Source organism: Flavobacterium plurextorum (assembly GCF_002217395.1).
Taxonomy (GTDB): Bacteria; Bacteroidota; Bacteroidia; order Flavobacteriales; family Flavobacteriaceae; genus Flavobacterium; species Flavobacterium plurextorum.
Window position 1 is genome coordinate 197,446 of sequence record NZ_MUHD01000003.1, and the last position, 19,623, is coordinate 217,068.

18 protein-coding genes are annotated in these 19,623 nt (G+C 34.0%); 11 read left to right on the plus strand and 7 right to left on the minus strand.

The annotated features are described in order from the left end of the window. The first annotated feature begins 116 nt into the window (after positions 1 to 116). The 7 genes from nadA to B0A81_RS01815 are packed head-to-tail and all read left to right on the plus strand — an operon-like array spanning position 117 to position 6,787. Entirely contained in the window at positions 117 to 1,049 is a 933-nt protein-coding gene (gene nadA / locus B0A81_RS01790) for a quinolinate synthase NadA (protein ID WP_089056416.1), read from the plus strand. An 18-nt stretch (positions 1,050 to 1,067) separates the two neighbouring features. Further along, a complete protein-coding gene (gene nadB / locus B0A81_RS01795; protein ID WP_089056417.1) occupies positions 1,068 to 2,582 on the plus strand; it encodes an L-aspartate oxidase in 1,515 nt (504 codons plus the stop codon). Between the two features lie 23 nt (positions 2,583 to 2,605). Then, complete coding sequence (ric, locus tag B0A81_RS01800; protein ID WP_089056418.1) at positions 2,606 to 3,337, plus strand: iron-sulfur cluster repair di-iron protein; 732 nt, start codon at positions 2,606 to 2,608, stop codon at positions 3,335 to 3,337. Positions 3,338 to 3,348: 11 nt separating this feature from the next. Then, a complete protein-coding gene (locus tag B0A81_RS01805; protein WP_089056419.1) occupies positions 3,349 to 5,472 on the plus strand; it encodes a ribonucleoside triphosphate reductase in 2,124 nt (707 codons plus the stop codon). Continuing rightward, positions 5,453 to 5,620, plus strand: coding sequence for an anaerobic ribonucleoside-triphosphate reductase (nrdD, locus tag B0A81_RS21930; RefSeq protein WP_123922147.1), 168 nt, complete (start codon positions 5,453 to 5,455; stop codon positions 5,618 to 5,620). Before B0A81_RS01805 ends, nrdD begins: the two co-directional genes overlap by 20 nt. Then, complete coding sequence (locus B0A81_RS01810) at positions 5,562 to 6,290, plus strand: anaerobic ribonucleoside-triphosphate reductase activating protein (RefSeq protein WP_244281227.1); 729 nt, start codon at positions 5,562 to 5,564, stop codon at positions 6,288 to 6,290. Before nrdD ends, B0A81_RS01810 begins: the two co-directional genes overlap by 59 nt. A gap of 50 nt (positions 6,291 to 6,340) precedes the next feature. Continuing rightward, complete coding sequence (locus B0A81_RS01815) at positions 6,341 to 6,787, plus strand: CopD family protein (protein WP_089056420.1); 447 nt, start codon at positions 6,341 to 6,343, stop codon at positions 6,785 to 6,787. Between the two features lie 216 nt (positions 6,788 to 7,003). On the opposite strand, the gene B0A81_RS01825 is transcribed toward B0A81_RS01815, so the two are convergent. The 5 genes from B0A81_RS01825 to B0A81_RS01845 all read right to left on the minus strand — a co-directional run bounded on the left by B0A81_RS01825 (position 7,004) and on the right by B0A81_RS01845 (position 12,282). Beyond that, on the minus strand, positions 7,004 to 7,603 hold the full coding sequence (locus B0A81_RS01825; protein WP_089056422.1) for a murein L,D-transpeptidase catalytic domain-containing protein: 600 nt from the start codon (positions 7,601 to 7,603) through the stop codon (positions 7,004 to 7,006). A 243-nt stretch (positions 7,604 to 7,846) separates the two neighbouring features. After that, positions 7,847 to 8,665, minus strand: a complete 819-nt coding sequence (gene metQ / locus B0A81_RS01830; protein ID WP_089056423.1) for a methionine ABC transporter substrate-binding lipoprotein MetQ — start codon at positions 8,663 to 8,665, stop codon at positions 7,847 to 7,849. A gap of 41 nt (positions 8,666 to 8,706) precedes the next feature. Further along, positions 8,707 to 9,360 carry a methionine ABC transporter permease MetI gene (gene metI / locus B0A81_RS01835; protein WP_089054837.1) on the minus strand — a complete coding sequence of 218 codons (654 nt, stop codon included), beginning with the start codon at positions 9,358 to 9,360 and terminating at the stop codon, positions 8,707 to 8,709. After that, positions 9,353 to 10,384 carry a methionine ABC transporter ATP-binding protein MetN gene (gene metN / locus B0A81_RS01840; protein ID WP_089056424.1) on the minus strand — a complete coding sequence of 344 codons (1,032 nt, stop codon included), beginning with the start codon at positions 10,382 to 10,384 and terminating at the stop codon, positions 9,353 to 9,355. Before metN ends, metI begins: the two co-directional genes overlap by 8 nt. 296 nt (positions 10,385 to 10,680) lie before the next feature. Further along, entirely contained in the window at positions 10,681 to 12,282 is a 1,602-nt protein-coding gene (locus B0A81_RS01845; protein WP_089056425.1) for a Na+/H+ antiporter, read from the minus strand. A 326-nt stretch (positions 12,283 to 12,608) separates the two neighbouring features. Here B0A81_RS01845 and ribB point away from each other — a divergent pair, with 326 nt between their 5' ends. Then, positions 12,609 to 13,271 (plus strand): 3,4-dihydroxy-2-butanone-4-phosphate synthase, encoded by a 663-nt coding sequence (gene ribB, locus B0A81_RS01850; RefSeq protein ID WP_089056426.1) that lies wholly within the window; start codon positions 12,609 to 12,611, stop codon positions 13,269 to 13,271. A gap of 1 nt (position 13,272) precedes the next feature. Further along, the gene (locus B0A81_RS01855) at positions 13,273 to 13,845 is read left to right on the plus strand and encodes a Crp/Fnr family transcriptional regulator (RefSeq protein ID WP_199170230.1); all 573 of its coding nucleotides are present in this window, start codon (positions 13,273 to 13,275) and stop codon (positions 13,843 to 13,845) included. Between the two features lie 174 nt (positions 13,846 to 14,019). On the opposite strand, the gene B0A81_RS01860 is transcribed toward B0A81_RS01855, so the two are convergent. Both B0A81_RS01860 and B0A81_RS01865 read right to left on the minus strand, forming a co-directional pair. Further along, entirely contained in the window at positions 14,020 to 15,717 is a 1,698-nt protein-coding gene (locus B0A81_RS01860; RefSeq protein WP_089056427.1) for a ribonucleoside-diphosphate reductase subunit alpha, read from the minus strand. 15 nt (positions 15,718 to 15,732) lie between these two features. Then, positions 15,733 to 16,707 (minus strand): ribonucleotide-diphosphate reductase subunit beta, encoded by a 975-nt coding sequence (locus tag B0A81_RS01865; protein WP_089056428.1) that lies wholly within the window; start codon positions 16,705 to 16,707, stop codon positions 15,733 to 15,735. A 724-nt stretch (positions 16,708 to 17,431) separates the two neighbouring features. Here B0A81_RS01865 and B0A81_RS01870 point away from each other — a divergent pair. Both B0A81_RS01870 and B0A81_RS01875 read left to right on the plus strand, forming a co-directional pair. Next, on the plus strand, positions 17,432 to 18,931 hold the full coding sequence (locus B0A81_RS01870) for an ankyrin repeat domain-containing protein (protein ID WP_089056429.1): 1,500 nt from the start codon (positions 17,432 to 17,434) through the stop codon (positions 18,929 to 18,931). A gap of 112 nt (positions 18,932 to 19,043) precedes the next feature. Continuing rightward, positions 19,044 to 19,526 (plus strand): DUF2271 domain-containing protein, encoded by a 483-nt coding sequence (locus B0A81_RS01875; RefSeq protein ID WP_089056430.1) that lies wholly within the window; start codon positions 19,044 to 19,046, stop codon positions 19,524 to 19,526. Positions 19,527 to 19,623 lie beyond the last annotated feature (97 nt).

Genomic DNA, 19,623 nt, shown 5'->3' on the forward strand with positions numbered 1-19,623 from the left:
TTAAAATTTACAATCAAGCATCCTAAAAAACACCCAATTCTTTAAAATCTTCAGTTTTACCAACTGCAGTATTTCTTTAGTGCGCCTTGATTTTTTCAAAAAAACAGATTAAAAAAATGGATAAACAATTCTTGATACAGGAAATAAACCGTCTAAAACAGCAAAAAAATGCTGTCATTCTAGCTCATTATTATCAAAATGAAGACATTCAAGATATTGCAGATTTTGTTGGCGACAGTTTAGAATTATCCAAAAAAGCACAGGCAACCAATGCAGATGTTATTGTTTTTGCTGGAGTTCATTTTATGGCAGAAACGGCAAAAATCCTTAATCCGTCAAAAAAAGTACTGCTTCCAGATTTAAACGCGGGCTGTTCACTTGCTGATGGCTGTGACCCGAAAGATTTTAAAATATTCAAAGAAAAATATCCTGATCATGTTGTGGTAACCTACATTAATTGTTCTGCCGAAATAAAAGCGATGAGCGATCTCGTTTGCACATCATCAAATGCAAAAAAAATAATAGGATCTATTCCTCACAACAAGAAGATAATTTTTGCTCCCGATCAAAATCTGGGAAATTATCTTAAAAAAGAAACTCAGCGTGATTTGGTTCTCTGGGAAGGTTCTTGTGTGGTTCATGAAGCCTTTTCATTAGACAAATTAATTGAAATTTATATAAAAAATCCAACGGCAAAAATTGCCGCTCACCCGGAGTCGGAAAGTCATATTTTGAAAACGGCGCATTATATTGGCTCTACTTCGGGTATTATTAACTTTATTAAAACGGATCCTGCTTCCGTTTTCATCGTGGCTACGGAGGCCGGCATTCTGCATCAACTTTCAAAAACTGTACCTGATAAGACGCTGATCCCGGCCCCATCCACAGAAGACAACAGCTGTGCCTGCAGTGAATGTGCTTTTATGAAAATTAATACCCTTGAAAAACTCCTGCAATGCCTCAGTAACGAAAGTCCAGAAATTAAAATATCTGAACCCTTAAGAGTTAAAGCCCTGCAGCCGATTGAAAGAATGCTTGAATTATCATAGAACCCAAAAAACAACAAAATGCTTAAAACTGACATCTTAATAATTGGCTCAGGTATTTCGGGACTTTTTTTAGCTATGAAAACAGCTCAAAAAAGACCCGATTTGTCAATTGTAATTATGACCAAAGAAAGTGCTCAAAATACAAATACACAATTGGCACAAGGCGGTATTGCGGTTGTAACCGATTTGATAAAAGACAGCTTTGACCAGCACATTAAAGATACACTGCAAGCTGGCGACGGAAACTGTGATGAAACTATTGTAAATATGGTAATTAAGCAGGCGCCGGAAAGACTAAAAGAGCTTTTAGATATTGGAACTTCTTTTGATAAAGAGGAAAGCGGACAGTGGAATTTGGGTTTAGAAGGCGGTCATTCTACTCATCGCATATTGCATCATAAAGACAGTTCTGGTTTAGAAATTGAAAAAAAACTTCTGAATAGTATAAAAGAACTTTCAAACATACAGTTACTCGAAAATCATCAAGTTATTGATTTGAATACTGAAAAAATTGGAGAAGAAAATCTTTGCACTGGTGCTTTTTATTATGACAAAAAAAGCAACTCTGTAAGATACATACAAACCAGAACCATCATATTGAGTACAGGCGGCTGCGGCCAGCTTTTTGAGAACACAACCAATCCTGAAATTGCCACGGGTGACGGTATTGCAATGGCTGCCCGCGCTGGGATCGAAATTGAAGACCTCCAATACATCCAGTTTCATCCCACCGCCTTGTTTGCCGGCAGCAAAAATCCGTTTTTTCTAATTTCGGAAGCAGTTCGCGGTTTTGGCGCTTATGTTGTTAATGAAGATCAAAAAAGATTCCTTTTTAAATATGATTCACGAGGCGAATTAGCAACACGTGACATCGTTTCTCATGCCATTAACAGCGAAATGCTGCACACTAATAAAAAACACGTTTATCTTGATTGTCGTCACTTAGATCCAGTCGAGTTTTACAAAGAGTTTCCTGTAATTGCAAAACAATGCAATCTAGCAGGTTTAAAGCCCGAAAAAGATCTAATTCCAATTGTGCCGGCAGCTCATTATCAGTGCGGCGGAATAAAAGTCGATCATAATGGTTTAACGGCAATTCAAAATCTATATGCCATAGGAGAATGCGCCAGAACAGGATTACATGGCAAAAATCGTTTAGCCTCCAATTCCCTTTTAGAAGCTTTAGTTTTTGCACATCAAGCCTCAGAACAAATAGATAAAACAATACAAAATTTTGCATTCTCATCAAAAATACCTAATCCAAAGTTTTCTGAAATAGACACAAGTACTTGCGAAGCTTTTGCTATTCTAAAAAAAGAACTGCAAGTATTAGTTACCGTTTTTTATACCAGCGAAACTCGTGATAAAGATCATGCAGTAGAAAAAATAAAAATGCTGAAAAATGCAGCAGTTTCTCTAATTGAAAAAGACAAAATCGCAATTCCTTTTATTGAATTCAGCAATATGCTTGTCACAGCCTTAATTATCATTAAACAATGTAAAAAAATAAAAGAACCCATTCTAACAAATTGAATGACTAAAACCTCTCAAAGAAAATGGAAATAACACCAAAAAATACAATTGGCGAAATCGTGGCAGATGATTTCAGAACAGCAGCAACTTTCTCTAAATACAGTATTGATTTTTGTTGTAAAGGACATCGCACGATCGAAGAAGTATGCAAAAAAAGAGCTATTGATGAAGAGTTATTAATTGCAGAAATTGAAAGAACCCGAACAAGCGAAGCAAATCAATCGTTTGATTATAAAACCTGGCCGCTAGACTTACTTACAGATTATATAGAAAAAACACATCATCGTTATGTAAAAGAAAAAACGCCCGTAATATTTCAGTTTTTAAACAAACTATGTAATGTTCACGGGGAAAGGCATCCAGAATTATTCGATATTAATTCTCTTTTCTCTGCATCAGCTGCAGATCTTTCAGCGCATATGAGAAAAGAAGAGGTCATACTTTTTCCTTTTATCCGAAAAATGAAAATAGCTCAAATAAAAGGGGATTTTCTAGAAATGCCGCATTTTGGAACTATCGAAAATCCTATTGCGATGATGAAGCAGGAACATAATACTGAAGGTGATCGTTTTAAAAAAATTGCAGCTTTGACCAACAATTACTCTCCTCCTGCTGATGCCTGCAATACCTACAAAGTCACATTTGCAATGCTGGAGGAATTTGAAAACGATCTGCACAAACACATTCATATGGAAAACAATATACTGTTTCCAAAAGCTATTAGTCTCGAGAAAAAATTTGAGAAAGTTTCTTAAACATACAAAACATGGAAAAATATGTGATCAAACGTAACGGCGATTACAAACCTTTTGAAGCCTATAAAATTAAAGACGCCATCGAAAAAGCATTTCAAAGCGTAAATCTGCCTGTTGATAAAAAGATATACAAACTGGTTTCTCTAGGTCTTGAATCAAAATACTCTTGGCCGGTAGAAGAAATTCAGGACATTATAGAAAGAGTTCTTTTTGAAAATGGTTATTTTAAAACCATGCGTTCTTTTATTATCTATCGCCATACTCGAAAACTGCAGCGAGAGCATATTGATGGTTTCAATGACAGCACAACGTATGTCGACAGTACGCAAACTATTGAAGAATATATCAACCAATCTGACTGGCGCATTAATGCCAATGCCAATACCTCCTATTCTAATGCAGGATTGGTTAATAATACTGCAGGAAAAATAATTGCGAATTACTGGCTGGACAAAATTTACAATAAAGAAGAAGGTTTTGCACATAGAAATGGTGATTTACACATTCATGATCTCGATTGTTTAACTGGTTATTGTGCCGGTTGGAGTCTTCGTGTTTTATTAAATGAAGGATTCAACGGTGTACGCGGTCGTGTCGAAAGCAAACCTCCATCACATTTTAGAGAGGCGCTTGGACAAATGGCTAACTTTTTAGGAATTCTGCAAAGCGAATGGGCAGGTGCTCAGGCTTTCAGTTCATTTGATACTTATCTTGCGCCATACGTCTTTAAAGACCAGCTTAGTTACGATCAAGTTTTAAAAGCGATTCGAAGTTTTGTTTACAACCTGAATGTGCCTGCAAGATGGGGACAATCTCCTTTTACAAATATAACTTTAGACTGGATCGCTCCTGATGATTTGAAAGAGCAGATTCCAACTAGAAATAACGAACATTTATTTCTAACTGCAAATGATCCAATCTTGATTAAAAAGGCAAACGAAAGAGGTGTTACAGCTTTAACGAATTTAAAATATGCCAATTTTCAAGAGGAAATGAACTTGATTAATAAGGCTTACTATACCATTATGACTGAAGGTGATGCAAATGGACAGCCTTTTACGTTCCCAATTCCTACGGTTAATATAACAGAGGATTTTGACTGGGAAGGTGAAAATGTAGATTTATTGTTTGAAAACACAGCCAAAATTGGTTCTTCATACTTTCAAAACTTCATTGGAAGCCAATATGTATTAGATGAAAATGGCAACCGAATAGAAAATCCAGAAGCCTATAAACCAAATGCTGTTAGAAGTATGTGCTGCAGACTTCAGCTTGACTTACGTGAATTATTAAAACGAGGAAACGGTTTATTTGGAAGTGCCGAAATGACGGGAAGCATTGGCGTAGTAACCATCAATATGGCTCGTTTGGGATATTTACATAAAGGGAATATCATAAAACTATTTTATCATTTAGATGAACTGCTGCAGAAAGCGAAATCGACTTTGGAGAAAAAAAGAATCTTTATTCAAAAAATGTACGATCGCGGACTTTATCCTTATACGCAGCGTTATTTGGAACATTTCAGAAATCATTTCTCAACCATCGGCGTTAACGGAATGAACGAAATGGTGCTTAATTTTACTGATGGAAAACAAGATATTACCACTAATTCTGGGATTCATTTTGCAATTGAAGTTCTAGATCATATTCGATCAAGAATGAAAGAATTCCAGGAAGAAACAGGAAACTTATACAATCTAGAAGCTACTCCTGCCGAGGGAACGACTTATCGTTTTGCAAAAGAAGATAAAAAGCGTTTTCCAGAAATTTTGCAGGCAGGTCAAAACAGCAATATCTATTATACAAACAGTTCACAGATTCCTGTAGATCATACCGAAGATCCGTTTGAGGCTTTATTACTTCAAGACGAATTACAATGTAAATATACCGGCGGAACGGTACTGCATCTTTATATGCGAGAAAAAATAAGCAGTCCCGAAGCTTGTAAAAACTTTGTAAAAAAGGTATTGACAAATTTTAAACTGCCTTACATAACAGTTACACCAATTTTCAGCATCTGCCCTATTCATGGATATCTTAATGGCGAACATGAATACTGCCCGAAATGCGACGAAATTTTACTCAGCGAGAATAATCAAAAATCCGAAATATATGAAAACACAATGTCATGAAATTCTAGCACAACAGCATGTTAAGAGAAGTAAATGTTTAGTTTACACAAGAGTAATGGGTTATCATAGACCTGTAGAAAGTTTTAATATTGGAAAAAAAGGCGAACATCAACAACGTACCCATTTCAAGGAGAGCATTATCCAATAAGGCAGTTTACAACATCACGCCCTTTACTTTATTAGATTATCCGGATAAGACAGCCTGCATTGTATGGCTTGCAGGCTGTAATATGCGGTGTTTATATTGTTACAATCCTGATATTGTTCTAGGTAAAGGAAAGATTGATTTTGAAACTGTTCTTGCATTTCTAAGAACTCGTAAAGGATTATTAGACGGTGTAGTACTAAGCGGCGGCGAATGTACGATGCATAAAAACATAATTCCTTTTATAAAAGAAATAAAAGCGCTCGGTTTTACTGTCAAAATTGATACTAACGGTTCGAAACCAAACGTTCTGAGAAAACTGATTTCTGAAAAACTAATAGATTATGCTGCTTTAGATTTTAAAAGCCTTCCTGATACTTTTAAACAGATTACGAAATCAAATCTATTTTCAGAATTTGAAGAAAGTTTATTACTTTTAATAACGTCTTCCATTCTATTTGAAGTACGCACCACAATACATTCAAATCTTATAAATAAATCAGAATTATTAAAGATGAGAACCTATCTTGAAACTCAAAATTTTGAAGGAAACTATTATATTCAACATTTTAGAAACAATGTGCCAACACTCGCTTCTATAGGTCATTCTGATCAAAAAATGAATATTGCCGATTTTTCTGCATCAAAAGTAAAAATTGTTTTTAGAGAATAATTTCTAAAAAAATCACTCTTACTTTTTATCAATCTAAAACTAAAAAGCTCATGAAACTGCATCATTTTCTTTTAATAATTCATCTTATCTCAGCAACAATCTGGGTGGGCGGACATCTTGTTTTAAGTATTCGATACCTGCCTTCAGCTTTAAAACAAAAAGACCCTAGTATTATTTTAAACTACGAGAAAAAATTTGAAGCGCTAGGCATGAGCTCTCTTCTTTTACTAATTATTACAGGAATTATGATGGCGTATGATTTTGGAGTTTCTTTTGATTCTTGGTTTAGTTTTTCCAGCGGAATCGAAAAGGTAGTTTCTGTAAAACTCTTATTATTACTCTTTACTTTTTTACTTGCACTGATTGCTCAATTTAGTGTCATTCCAAATCTTAGCAAACATAATATCAACAAAATGGCAGTCCTTATTATTAGTGTTTCTTTAATAGGTGTAACAATGCTTATTTTAGGATCAAGCGTTCGATATGGAGGCATATAATACTTAGATGCAATTTAACTGGCTCTAACTATTTTATTTAAAAAGACAGCCTTGTCCCCAAGTTTTGAGATCAGTATGGGTTTTCTTTTCAAAAAAAGTTAATTGAAAGAAACTATTTTCTAATACATAGTACTCAAAGTTTGTCATTTCGATCCCGAGGCTTCGGGAAAGAAATTGCATACGAAACTCCGTAACAAAAAGCCTCAAAGCTTTCAATTAATAAAAAATATGCAAGATGATATTCGATTTTGAACCATCAATTATCTTTTCTAATCTTTTAAAAAAAACTTCGCTTACCATAGGACAACCCTGACTATTGGAGATATAATACTCCTGCTCATCGTTTGGAACAGCAGAATATGAATGTAAAACTACTGCTCTTTTAGCTGCGTTACTATTAGTTTCGTCAAGACCGCTTAATTTATAGGCTTTTCCAAACATTCCTTTATAAGATTTACCAACGGAATATCTGCCTAACGAAGTACATTTAGAATTGGGTTCGTTACTAAATTTCAAATCTCCTTTTACAGCCGTTTCAGACCCTGAACCATTAGCTACAAGCCCTTTATCTAAAATTTTATTATTGGCTATATCATAAACAAAAAACCTATTATACCCAGATTTGATTTTCATATCAACCAGAAAAACAATCTTATCATTATACTCAGCACGATTTTTTAGTAATGCTTTTACTTCAGTAAGCTGCTGCGTCAGTCTTGCATCTTCAATATTTGCGGCAGGCTTGTCGTTTACGTTTTCTGTAGGAGCATTAAAAAAACTTACGATAAAGAATAGTGTTAAATTGAATATTTTCATAACAGAATTAATTAAGATTAACTTTTTACTTCATTTAAAATGATTCAGAACGTTCTAAATCATTCTTATCAGCAGCAAAAATAAAAGTAAACCATAATTAACACGGCCCGCAAACGTCTGAAAAACAACAAAATAAGATTTATATCATTCTATATCAAGAAGTTCTATCAGCGCAATTTCAAAAAATGAGAAATAAAAAAAGGCCTCTAAAGGCCTTTAAAATAATAGTTTTTTATGTTTTTTTTACCAGCCTTTTACAGCGCCGCCTTTAAATTCGCGAATTGCTGCCTGTTCTACTTCTGGTGATTGAAAAGCTTGTAAAAACTGCTTTACTTTTTCTTCATTTTTATTGTCCTCGCGGCTTACAACAAGATTCACATAAGGCGAATCCTTATCTTCTACAAACAATGCATCACGAGCAGGAACTAATCCAGCCTGAGAAGCAAATGTATTATTGATAATTGCAATCGTTACATTTTGATCGTCAAGAGCACGAGGTAATTGTGGCGCTTCTAATTCTAATATTTTCAGATTTTTAGGATTGCTTACTATATCTGTTACTTTAGGTAATAAACCAATACCTGCTTTAAGTTTCAGCAAGCCATTTTTCTCTAAAAGCAATAATGAACGACCTCCATTTGTTGGATCATTTGGAATAATAACTGTGCTTTCGTTTTTCAATTCAGAAAGACTTTTTATTTTTTTAGAATAACCAGCAATCGGGTATACAAATGTTTTACCAATTATAGCCAATTTGTAACCACGTTGTTTAGACTGTTCGTCAAGATAAGGTTTATGCTGAAAAGCATTTGCATCAATATCACCTTGACTCAAAGCTTCATTTGGAATCACATAATCATTAAATGTAACGAGTTCAACTTCTAATCCGTACTTTTCCTTAGCCACTTTTTGTGCCGCCTGAGCAACAGCAAATTCTGGTCCAGCCGCAACACCTACTTTAATATGATGCGGATCATTATTTTTGCTCTTTCCACAATTTGATAAAACTAATGACAATGCTATAATTCCACCTGCTTTAATAAAACTTTTTATATTTTTCATTCCTATGTTTTTAATTTTTAATTCTTAATTTTTAATTGAAATTATCTGTGATCAAATCGTTTCGATAAAGCATCTCCAGCAAACTGAATCAAGAATACCAAGAGTACCAACAACGCTAATACTGAATTCATTGTTACAGCATCATAACCAATATATCCATATTGATAACCTACCTGCCCTAAACCGCCGGCACCAACTGCACCACCCATTGCAGAATACCCCACAAGTGTAATTAATGTTATAGATGCAGCGTTTATTAATGACGGTAATGCTTCTGGAAGTAATACTTTATATACGATCTGTAAAGGAGTTGCCCCTAAAGCTCTTGCGGCTTCAATTAATCCTGAAGGAAGACTCAAAAGACTGTTCTCTACAAGACGGGCAATAAACGGTGCGGCACCAATACTTAATGGAACCAAAGCTGCACTTACACCTATAGAAGTTCCTACGATTGCACGTGTAAACGGAATCATCCAAACGATTAAAATAATGAATGGAATAGAACGAAATACATTTACTAAAACAGACAATATTCTATTTAAAACGGGTTGTTCTAATATTTGATTCTTTCGAGTAAGAAAAAGTAAAATTCCTGTTGGAAGACCTAGTAAAAAGCCAAAAAAGCCAGACACAAATGTCATCACTATAGTTTCCAACGTTCCCTTTAATAATAAGTCAATAATGGATTCAGACATAACCTATGATTTCTGTTTTAATATGTTTTGAAATAAAATATTCGATAGCAGCATTGTAGTTCTCCCTTTTACCAGATAATTCAATCAGCATTACACCAAAATTAACATCTCCCGCTTGGTCCATCTGAGCGCTTACAATTTTAAAATTAGTATCAAAAAGTCTGGAAACTTCTGAAATAACAGGCTCATTAACTGATTTTCCAGTCATTTCAAGTCTTAATAACGGATTTAAATTTCCGTTATCTTCTTTTTGTAATTTTTCAAGATAAACCGAAGGAACATCTAGATGCAGCGATGATGCAATAAATTCTTTTGTTAAATCATGTTTCGGATCTGCAAAAATTTCTCCAACACTTCCCTGCTCTATCAATTTTCCGTGACTAATTACCGCCACTTCATCACAAATCGATTTTACAACTTCCATTTGATGTGTAATCAATAAAACCGTGATATTTAAACGACGGTTTATATCTTTCAGCAAGTTTAAAATTGATCGTGTTGTTGCGGGATCAAGTGCGCTTGTTGCTTCATCACACAGTAAAACTTTAGGATTATTAGCTAATGTTCTTGCGATAGCAACTCTTTGTTTTTGACCTCCAGAAAGACTAGCAGGATAATCATTTGCTTTTTCTGCTAAACCTACTAATTGAAGTAACTCTAAAACACGTGTTTTTACAACTGATTTTGAAGTTCCAACAAGTTCTAAAGGAAAAGCTACGTTCTCGAAAACGGTTCTCGAAGAAAGCAGATTAAAATGCTGAAAAATCATTCCTATTTGTCTTCTTTCAATCGCCAGTTGAGCATTTGATAACTGCATTAATGCTTTCCCATCTACAACAATCTCCCCTGAAGTTGGTCTTTCTAAAAGATTCACACATCTTATCAGCGTACTTTTCCCTGCTCCAGAAGTCCCAATTACACCAAAAATCTTTCCTGGCGGAACTGTAAGCGAAACATCAGATAAAGCAGTTACAATCCTGTCTTTTTGATGAAAAGTTTTAGTTACATTTTTTAATTCAATCATTTTGTCTATTCAATTTTACTTAGAATATGGAAATTTTAAATAAAAAAGCCTTTCAATTAAATCATGAAAGGCTTTTAAAATAAATATCATTATTTTTTATATACAAGCCAGATCAATAAATCTCACAGCAGTCATACAGCACATCATCATGCTGCAGCTATAATATTTTTTTCTCTGGTTATAATTTTTCATTGGTGCGGCAAATTTAAAGAGTTATTTTGAAATAAAAAGCAAAAAACATTAAAACTTTTATTAACCTATCAAAATAATAGGTTATTCTGTTTTCTTAAAGAAAACTACTCCTCGTACATTTCCATCCACAATCTGGTTTCTTCAAGATCGAGTTCTTTTTCAATTTTTCTAAAAATCTCTTCATTAACAGATCCTCCTTTATGCATAACTTCAAGTTTCCCACGCTCTACATTTAAAAGATCAATCTGAAGTTTTGTAAAGTCATTAAAAATTTCGCCTCCAAGCATTTTTCCATTTCCAAAAAAATTAGCTGGCAGTTCTGTCTTTTGCAAACGATTAAACTTAACTTCATATTTGCTTTTAATATTGTGCAATAGATCATCATCCAATAATGAAAAATTATCTTCGATATGAGTAATAGTTTCTGAGACAATTACATTTCGAATATTATATTCCTCAGCAAGTATAGAATATCGCTCGATTTTTAACTTTTTAATGACCCAAGGAAGCGTAAGACCTTGAATTACTAAAGTCGAAACGATGACACAAAAAACCAGATAAATAATCAAATTTCGAAGTGGAAATTCTTCCGTTTCATTCAGCATAAGAGGAAGTGCCAATGCCGCCGCCATAGAAACAACGCCGCGCATTCCAGACCAGCCAAAAATAATCATATTGCGATAGTCAAACTCCTCTTTCTGTCTAATTCGTTTACTAAGCCATCTGGGAATCAAAACGGCGGGAACAACCCATAAAAAACGAACCAAAATAACAACTGCACTAATTGCCGCTCCCCACAGCAACAATGACGTTCCTGAATAATTACTAATTCCCGCCATAATCTGTCTTAACTGAAGTCCGATTAAAATAAAAATCAAACCGTTTAAAATATTAGTTAAAACACTCCAAATTGTCCCAGTCATAATTCGGCTTTCATGAGTAAAAATAGTTCCCGATCTTGCCGATAAATAAAGTCCTGTAGCAACGACGGCCAAAACCCCGGAACCATGAAAATGCTCTGCCAGTAAATACGATGCAAATGGAGTTAAAAGCGTAAGAGTAACCTCGATTATTTCGTCGCAAACAAATCGTTTATGAATATAGCTCATTATAAAACCAACAGCCAAACCAATCGCAATTCCAATTAACGACATCAGCACAAAATTTAATCCAGCCTGCCACAGTACAAAATTTCCAGCTGTGATGGCAGTAAGTGCATATTTATAAGCCACCAGACCACTCGCATCGTTAACAAGACTTTCTCCCTCAAGAATTGCAATAAGTCTCGGATTCAACCCTAAACCTTTGGTAATCGAAGTTGCTGAAACGGCATCGGGAGGAGAAACGATTGCTCCCAGCAAAAAAGCTAACGGCCAAGAGACATCTTCTATTAATTCATGTGCTGCAATTGCAACCGCAACTGTAGTAAATAAAACCAATCCAACTGCTGCCAAAGTTATAGGTCGGATGGATTGTTTAAAATCTGACCAGCTTGTATACCAAGCGGCATGATACAATAAAGGAGGTAAAAATATAATAAACACAACTTCTGGACTTAGTAATATTACTGGTAGTCCAGGAACAATACTTATTATTACACCACAGAGAACAAGCACTATTGGAACCGGAAAATTATATCTTTTGCTTACAAGACTCAGAAAAGCGACGCCAAACAGCAGCATTATAATTACGGTGACATTTTCCATTTACAACTGATTTTTAGTGGTTTTTGATTCTAATTTCTGGTTGCTAAATTAAGATTTTATGATAATTATTAGAGGCGCTTAATAAAAAAATAATCTATTGAATTTCTATCTGAATGGAGACGCACTGCAGTTCGTCTTTACAGGAAATATTTTATAAGTATCTCGTAGGTATATTAGTCAGGAAAACTTGTTTTTACTGTAATGCGTCATGCTGAAACAAATCTAAAGCACCATTCATTTATTGACCTATATCAAACTTTTACATTACAAACAACTTTAGATTTGCTGATTCAATTATTTCTAAAACAATTTCAAAATACAGTAAAATGATCACTACAGAATTAAGTTCGTTAGTTCAATTTGGAATTACAAGCAAAGAACGCGTAGAAAATGCTTTAGAACAGCTTAAAAGCGGAAAAGGAATTATAGTAACCGACGACGAAAACCGCGAAAACGAGGGCGATTTAATCTTTTCGGCCGAACATATTACAGTAAAAGACATGGCGCTTATGATTCGCGAATGCAGCGGAATTGTTTGTCTTTGTCTGCCTAATGAAAAAGCAGATCAATTAGATCTTCCGTACATGGTAAAAGAAAACACCAGCAGTTTTCAAACACCTTTTACAATTACAATTGAAGCAAAAATCGGTGTTACTACAGGAGTTTCTGCTGCTGATAGAGTTACAACAATTAAAACGGCTGTTGCACAAAACGCAAAACCCGAAGACTTAGCAAGACCAGGACATATATTTCCGCTTCGTGCCAGAGATAATGGAGTTTTAGAAAGAAACGGCCACACTGAGGGAAGTGTCGATTTAATGAAATTAGCCAATTTAAAACCAGAAGCCGTTTTATGTGAATTAATGAATGAAGACGGCAGCATGGCAAAACTTGACAAAATCGTTAGCTTTGCACAACAGCATGATTTAGTAGTTCTATCGATAGAAGATATTATCTATTACCGTAAATTCGTGCGAGATTACAACTAAAATGATATACGAACAGCTTGGCAATTATATTAGAAAAAGCATCGCTATTTCTGATGAAGATTTAAAAACGATATTCTCCTATTTTAAGCCTTTAAAGAAAAACAAAAATGAGATACTGCTCGAACAAGGACAAACTAGTCAGCAGACTTTTTTTGTTGGTAAAGGCTGTGTCCGAATCTTTTTTATTAATGAAGAAGGAAAAGACGCCACTCGATATATTGCTTTTGAAAATCAATTTGCAACCGCATTAGTTAGTTTTATAACCAAAATGCCTGCCGTAGAAAATATTCAGGTAATCGAAAAATCTGAATTGCTTGCAATAACACATGAAGATTTCAATCATTTGATGAAAATCATTCCGCAATGGAGAGAATTTTACAGCAATTATTTAGAGAAAGCGTATGTAAATAATGCCAATCGATTAATGTCGTTTACAACAATGGATGCTTTGGAAAGATACAATCAGCTTTTAAAAATCAATCCAACAATTGTAAAAAGGCTTCCAAATAAAATTGTGGCATCATATATCAATATTTCACAGGAAACTTTGAGCAGATTGAAATCTAAAGTTTAAATTTAGTATGATTTTGATTGTTAAGCTACTTGCGGAGATTTCTCCTTACGTCGACATGACAAACAGTATGCAAACACTTTTGCTTAAAAATCTACTCAAATCTGTTTAAATCTGCGTAAAACTTTCAATCAACAAAAAAGCCGAATCTTAATGAGATTCGGCTTTTTTGCTTTTTTATGATTCGCAGCTGCTGCAGGTAACTAAACTTGTTACCAATTCTTTAGAAACACTTTGGCTTCTTTGGTAGTACAAACTCTTTACACCCAGCTGCCATGCTTCGATCATTAAACGGTTTACTTCTTTAATTGGAAGTTCTGCCGGAATATTAAGATTTAAGCTTTGTCCTTGATCTACAAATTTCTGACGAATTGCTGCCTGCTGTACAATTTCAAGCTGACTGATTTCTTTAAACGTTTTAAAAACATCTTTTTCTGCTTGAGAAAGCTGTGTCATATGCTGAACACTTCCGCCATTTAGCATAATTTCTCTCCAAACTTCTTCATTATCCAAACCTTTTTCTTCAAGCAGTTTCTTCAGGTATTTATTCTTACGCATAAAATTACCTTTACTCAAACCAGCTTTATAATAATTACTGCTAAATGGTTCGATTCCTGGAGATGTCTGTCCTAAAATCGCTGATGAAGATGTTGTAGGAGCAATTGCCATTGTTGTTGTATTACGTTTTCCGTACCCTTTTAACAATTCTGGTTCGCCATAAATTCTAGCCAATTCCTGCGTCGCTTTATCAGCTTTATCACTTATATGTTTGAAAATTTCTGTCGTTTTCATTTTTGCTTCCATTCCTTCAAACGGAATCATATTTTTCTGCAAATATGAATGCCATCCTAAAACGCCAAGTCCAAGCGCACGGTGTCTTTTTGCAAATTTATTGGCAGCGGAAAGATAATAGTTCCCTTCTGTTTTTTCGATGAATTCCTGCAAAACAGCATCTAAGAAAAATATAGCCAGTTTTACAGCTTCAGTATCTTTCCATTCTTCATAAAGCTCCAAATTCATTGAAGACAAGCAACAAATAAACGATTCATCGCTTGTTGACGGAAGCATAATTTCGCTGCACAAATTACTAGCGTTAATTCTTAGATTCTTGTCTTTATAAACTTGTGGTTTGCTTTTATTTACATTATCACTAAAGAAAATATACGGCAATCCTTTTTGCTGACGGCTTTCTAAAACTTTTGCCCAGATTTGTCTCTTATCACTATCACCGTCAATCATTTCCTGCATCCAATAATCAGGAACACAAATTCCAGTAAACAGATTCTGAATAGGATTTCCGATACTTTTAATTTTCAAAAATTCCTCAATATCCGGATGATCAATATCTAAATATGCAGCAAATGCACCACGGCGCACTCCTCCTTGCGAAATCGTATCCATTGCAGTATCAAAAAGCTTCATGAAACTTACTGCTCCGCTGCTTTTTCCGTTATCTGTTACAGCACTTCCACGCTCACGTAATTCACCAAAATAACCAGAAGTTCCTCCTCCAATTTTGGTTTGCATAATCACTTCTCCTAGTTTATGTGTAATTCCTTCAATTTTATCTGGAACGTGTACATTAAAACAAGAAATTGGAAGTCCTCTTTCAGTTCCCATATTTGCCCAAACTGGAGAACTTATACTCATCCAGCCGCGTTCGATCATTTCAACAAAAGATTCTTTTAATTCCGGTTTATAAAGTCTTCTGGCTGCTGCCGTACATATTCTGTCGATTGCACCTTCAACAGTTTCACCTTTTAAAAGATAACCACGATTTAAAATTTGTTCACTCTCTGAATTCTTCCACCACATTTTATTTCCATTTTCATTCTGCGGAAGATTATTTGCTTCATTTATGTCTATTGTATTCATATGTATTTTTTGCTTTTAGAAAAGATCGTTTGCTGTTATACTTTTGTCGTGTTTTGTATATTCTACAGGACGTTTAGCAAAAAAATCATCCAAACTGTTAGCAAAAACTTCTTCTTCAAACCAAGCCAAAGCTTTATAATCTTCAACTTTTACATCAAATATCGTCGGAATATTAATTTGCTTTAAACTTTCATCAATTCTAAACTTCATGAAATTAACCAAATCGCCTTTTTTGATGCTTTCAATCTCACCTTCTTCAAATATCCAATCTAAAATATCTGCTTCAACCGCAATTGAATCTTTTACAGTTTCTCGAACAAGTGTCAGCGTTTCTTCGTCAAAATAATCAGGAAACTCTTCTCTAATTTTATTAATGATGTAAATTCCGCCATTAGCATGAATTTGCTCATCGATTGAAGTCCACGCGATAATGTTGCTCACATTTTTCATGTAACCTTTAAATCGTGTAAAAGAAAGTAAAATCGCAAACTGACTGAATAAAGAAACATTTTCGATTAGAATACTGAATAATATCAGCGAAACCATATATTTTCTGTTGTCCTGCGAACGAGTATCTTTAAGTACATCTGATAAATATTCTACACGTCGACGAATAACTGGAACGTCTAAAAGTTTCTCAAACTCATCATTATATCCTAACACTTCAAGCAGGCGGGAATATGCCTCCGAATGTCGGAATTCGCACTCGGCAAAAGTACTTCCTAAACCATTGAATTCAGGCTTCGGAAAGTGCTCGTAGATATTTCCCCAAAAGCTTTTTACGGCTACCTCAATTTGTGCAATTGCTAATAAACTATTTTTTACTGCAGTCTTTTCTGCAGTCGTTAAATGTGCATGAAAGTCTTGAGTGTCAGCAGTAAAATCGACTTCTGTATGAACCCAATACGCTTTATTTATAGCTTCGGTAAATTGTAAAACCTCTGGATATTCAAAAGGCTTATAATTGACTCTTTTATCAAATATAGACATAATATATACTATTTAAGTGGTGACTAAAAAAAGATAAAAAACGAAAGTCTAGAAGTGGTAATTACTTTATTTTTTATACTTACAAAATTAACCCACAGTTCCATTTTTGACCAAAGATTGATGTTAAAAAACCAATCAATTATCAACAGCCGAAAGCAGTCCAAAAAAGTGGTAAAAAAACTACTTATCAACAGCCGCATAATTTTCAGTACTTGCTGACATATCAGCTATTTAAACTAAATCTAAATAGAGTTTTCAACAATTAAATTTCAAATAATATCCAATTTTCAAAAACACTTATCAACATCTTACCTTAAATTTTCTCTCAAAAAATCTGTTATCAAACAAAATCCAAACGTCAATAATAGTATCAAAAAGTATCTCAAATTTGTAAAATGCAGACCAAATAAAGATCCGCTGATCCAGAAAATAAAAAACTTAAATTACTATATATCAAATATTTAAATTGAAAAAGTAAAAAACAGATAAATCTCTTTAAACCAAACTATGCTATTTACATCTAAGCTTTCTAAAAAAGAGAATTTACTGTTTTATAAAAGCGTCTAATAAGTCAACATTAAAAAATCATTAGAATTATTTTTTTTGACAGCAATAAAACTTGATTTAAAGTTATAAATCTTTACATTTGTCCTTTATTTTTATTTATTCTAAATAGACCATTATCCCCCATATATAAAGGGACGTTAAACAACAATAATAAATTATGAAAAAGAATCTTTTTATTTCATTGGCTTTAACAGCTGTTTTGTATGTTAATGCACAGCAAAAAAACACCTTACTAGAGCAATCTTTCTGGAAAAACTCACCTGATGTAACTGTAGTAAAAGCAGAAATAGCAAAAGGCAGCAATCCTGCAGAAGCAAATGCAAATGCTTTTGATGTTACGACTTTAGCGATTAACAACGACGCTCCTATCGCAACCATCAAATTCTTATTAGACCAATCTGGGAATCCGATAAATAAAATGACTCATGATAACCGTATTTACCTGCATTGGGCTGCATATAGAGGTAATACAGAATTAGTACAATATTTGATTGCAAAAGGTTCTGATGTAAATTATGAAGACAGTCATGGTACAACTCCAATTGATTTTGCAGCATCAAATGGTCAATCTGATCCTGCTTTGTACGAAGCTTTCTTTAAAGCAGGTGTTAATCCGAAGAAAAAATACCAAGGAGGTGCTAACTTATTACTTTTAGCTATTCCTGCTGATAAAGATTTAAAAGCGGCTGACTATTTTACTACTAAAGGAATGTCTCTTAAAGATGTTGACAACGACGGAAACACTGCTTTTACTTATGCAGCAAGAACTGGAAATATTGATCTTTTAAAGAAACTTTTAGCAAAAGGTGTAAAACCTACTGACAATGCTTTGCTTTTTGCAGCGCAAGGAAGTCGTAGAGAATCTAACACTCTTGAAACTTATAAATATTTAGTTGAAGAAGTAAAAATCAAAGCTACTACAGAAAACAAAGCAGGCGAAAATGTACTTCATTTCTTGGCTGGAAAACCAAATCAAACTGAAATTGTAAAATACTTTTTAAGCAAAGGTGCAGATGCAAATAAGGCGAATAAAGAAGGTACAACACCATTAATGATTGCTGCTTCGGCAAAAGATACTTCTATATTAGAATTGTTGCTTCCACTTGCAAAAAATGTAAATTCTCAAAACCTAAAAGGAGAATCGGCTTTAACTTATGCTGTACGTTCAGGAACTCCTGAAGCTGTATCTTTATTATTGAGTAAAGGTGCTGATGTAAATGTTACTGATAAAGACGGAAATAATTTAGGTGTTTATCTTGTTCAATCTTACAGACCAGCTGGAAGAGACAGAGAAGCTGCACCAAAACAAGATCCTTTTGATGCTAAAGCAAAATTACTTCAAGACAAAGGATTAAATTTAGCTGCTGCTCAAAAAGACGGTAATACTTTGTATCATTTAGCAATTCCAAAAAATGATATTTCTCTACTTAAAAAAATAACGGACTTAAAAGTTGATGTAAATGCTAAAAACAAAGATGGTTTAACAGCATTGCACAGAGCAGCTATGGTTGCAAAAGATGATTCTATTTTAAAGTATCTTGTTTCTGCAGGTGCTAAAAAAGAGGTTACTACAGAATTTGACGAAAGTGCTTACGCATTAGCAAAAGAAAACGAATCGCTTACAAAAAATAACGTCTCAGTAGAATTTTTAAAATAACACTTAAAAAGTTTTGAGTTTTGAGTTGTAAGTTTACATATAAATTCAAATTTTTCATCTCAAATATAAATCAAAACTAATAATTCATAACTTATAAATAACTCATAATTCAATGAAATCAATACTTAAAATCGCTCTTACAGGCGCTCTTATCTGCCTAATTTCATTCCAGGCAAATGCACAAACAAGCAAATACAAATGCATGCTTCAAATGGCTAACTATATGGGCGAAGGAGCATATATTGTGGTATCACTTGTTAATGCTAACGGCGACTATGAAAAGACTCTTTATGTAATGGGAGACGATAAAAAATGGTATAAATCGTTAAAAGAATGGAATAAGTTTCAAACTAAAAAAAACGAAGATATTAGTGCCAAAACGGGTGCTTCTGTAACTGGCGGAGATCGAAGCATAACAACAATAGAAATTGAAAATTCTAAGATAAACAAAGGTTACAAATTAAGATTTGAATCAGCTGTTGAAGATCAAAAATATTATGTAAGCGATCTTGAAATTCCTCTTACTACTGAAGGTTTAGCCGCAAAAACAGATGGTAAAGGTTATATCAGATACGTGAGACTGAATAAAATATAATTCAAGCAAATAATTTGCTCAAAATTCAAGCTTTGTCAAGGTTTTAAACTTTGACAAAGCTTAAAACATTTGATTACATTTCAATAGATTACACTCA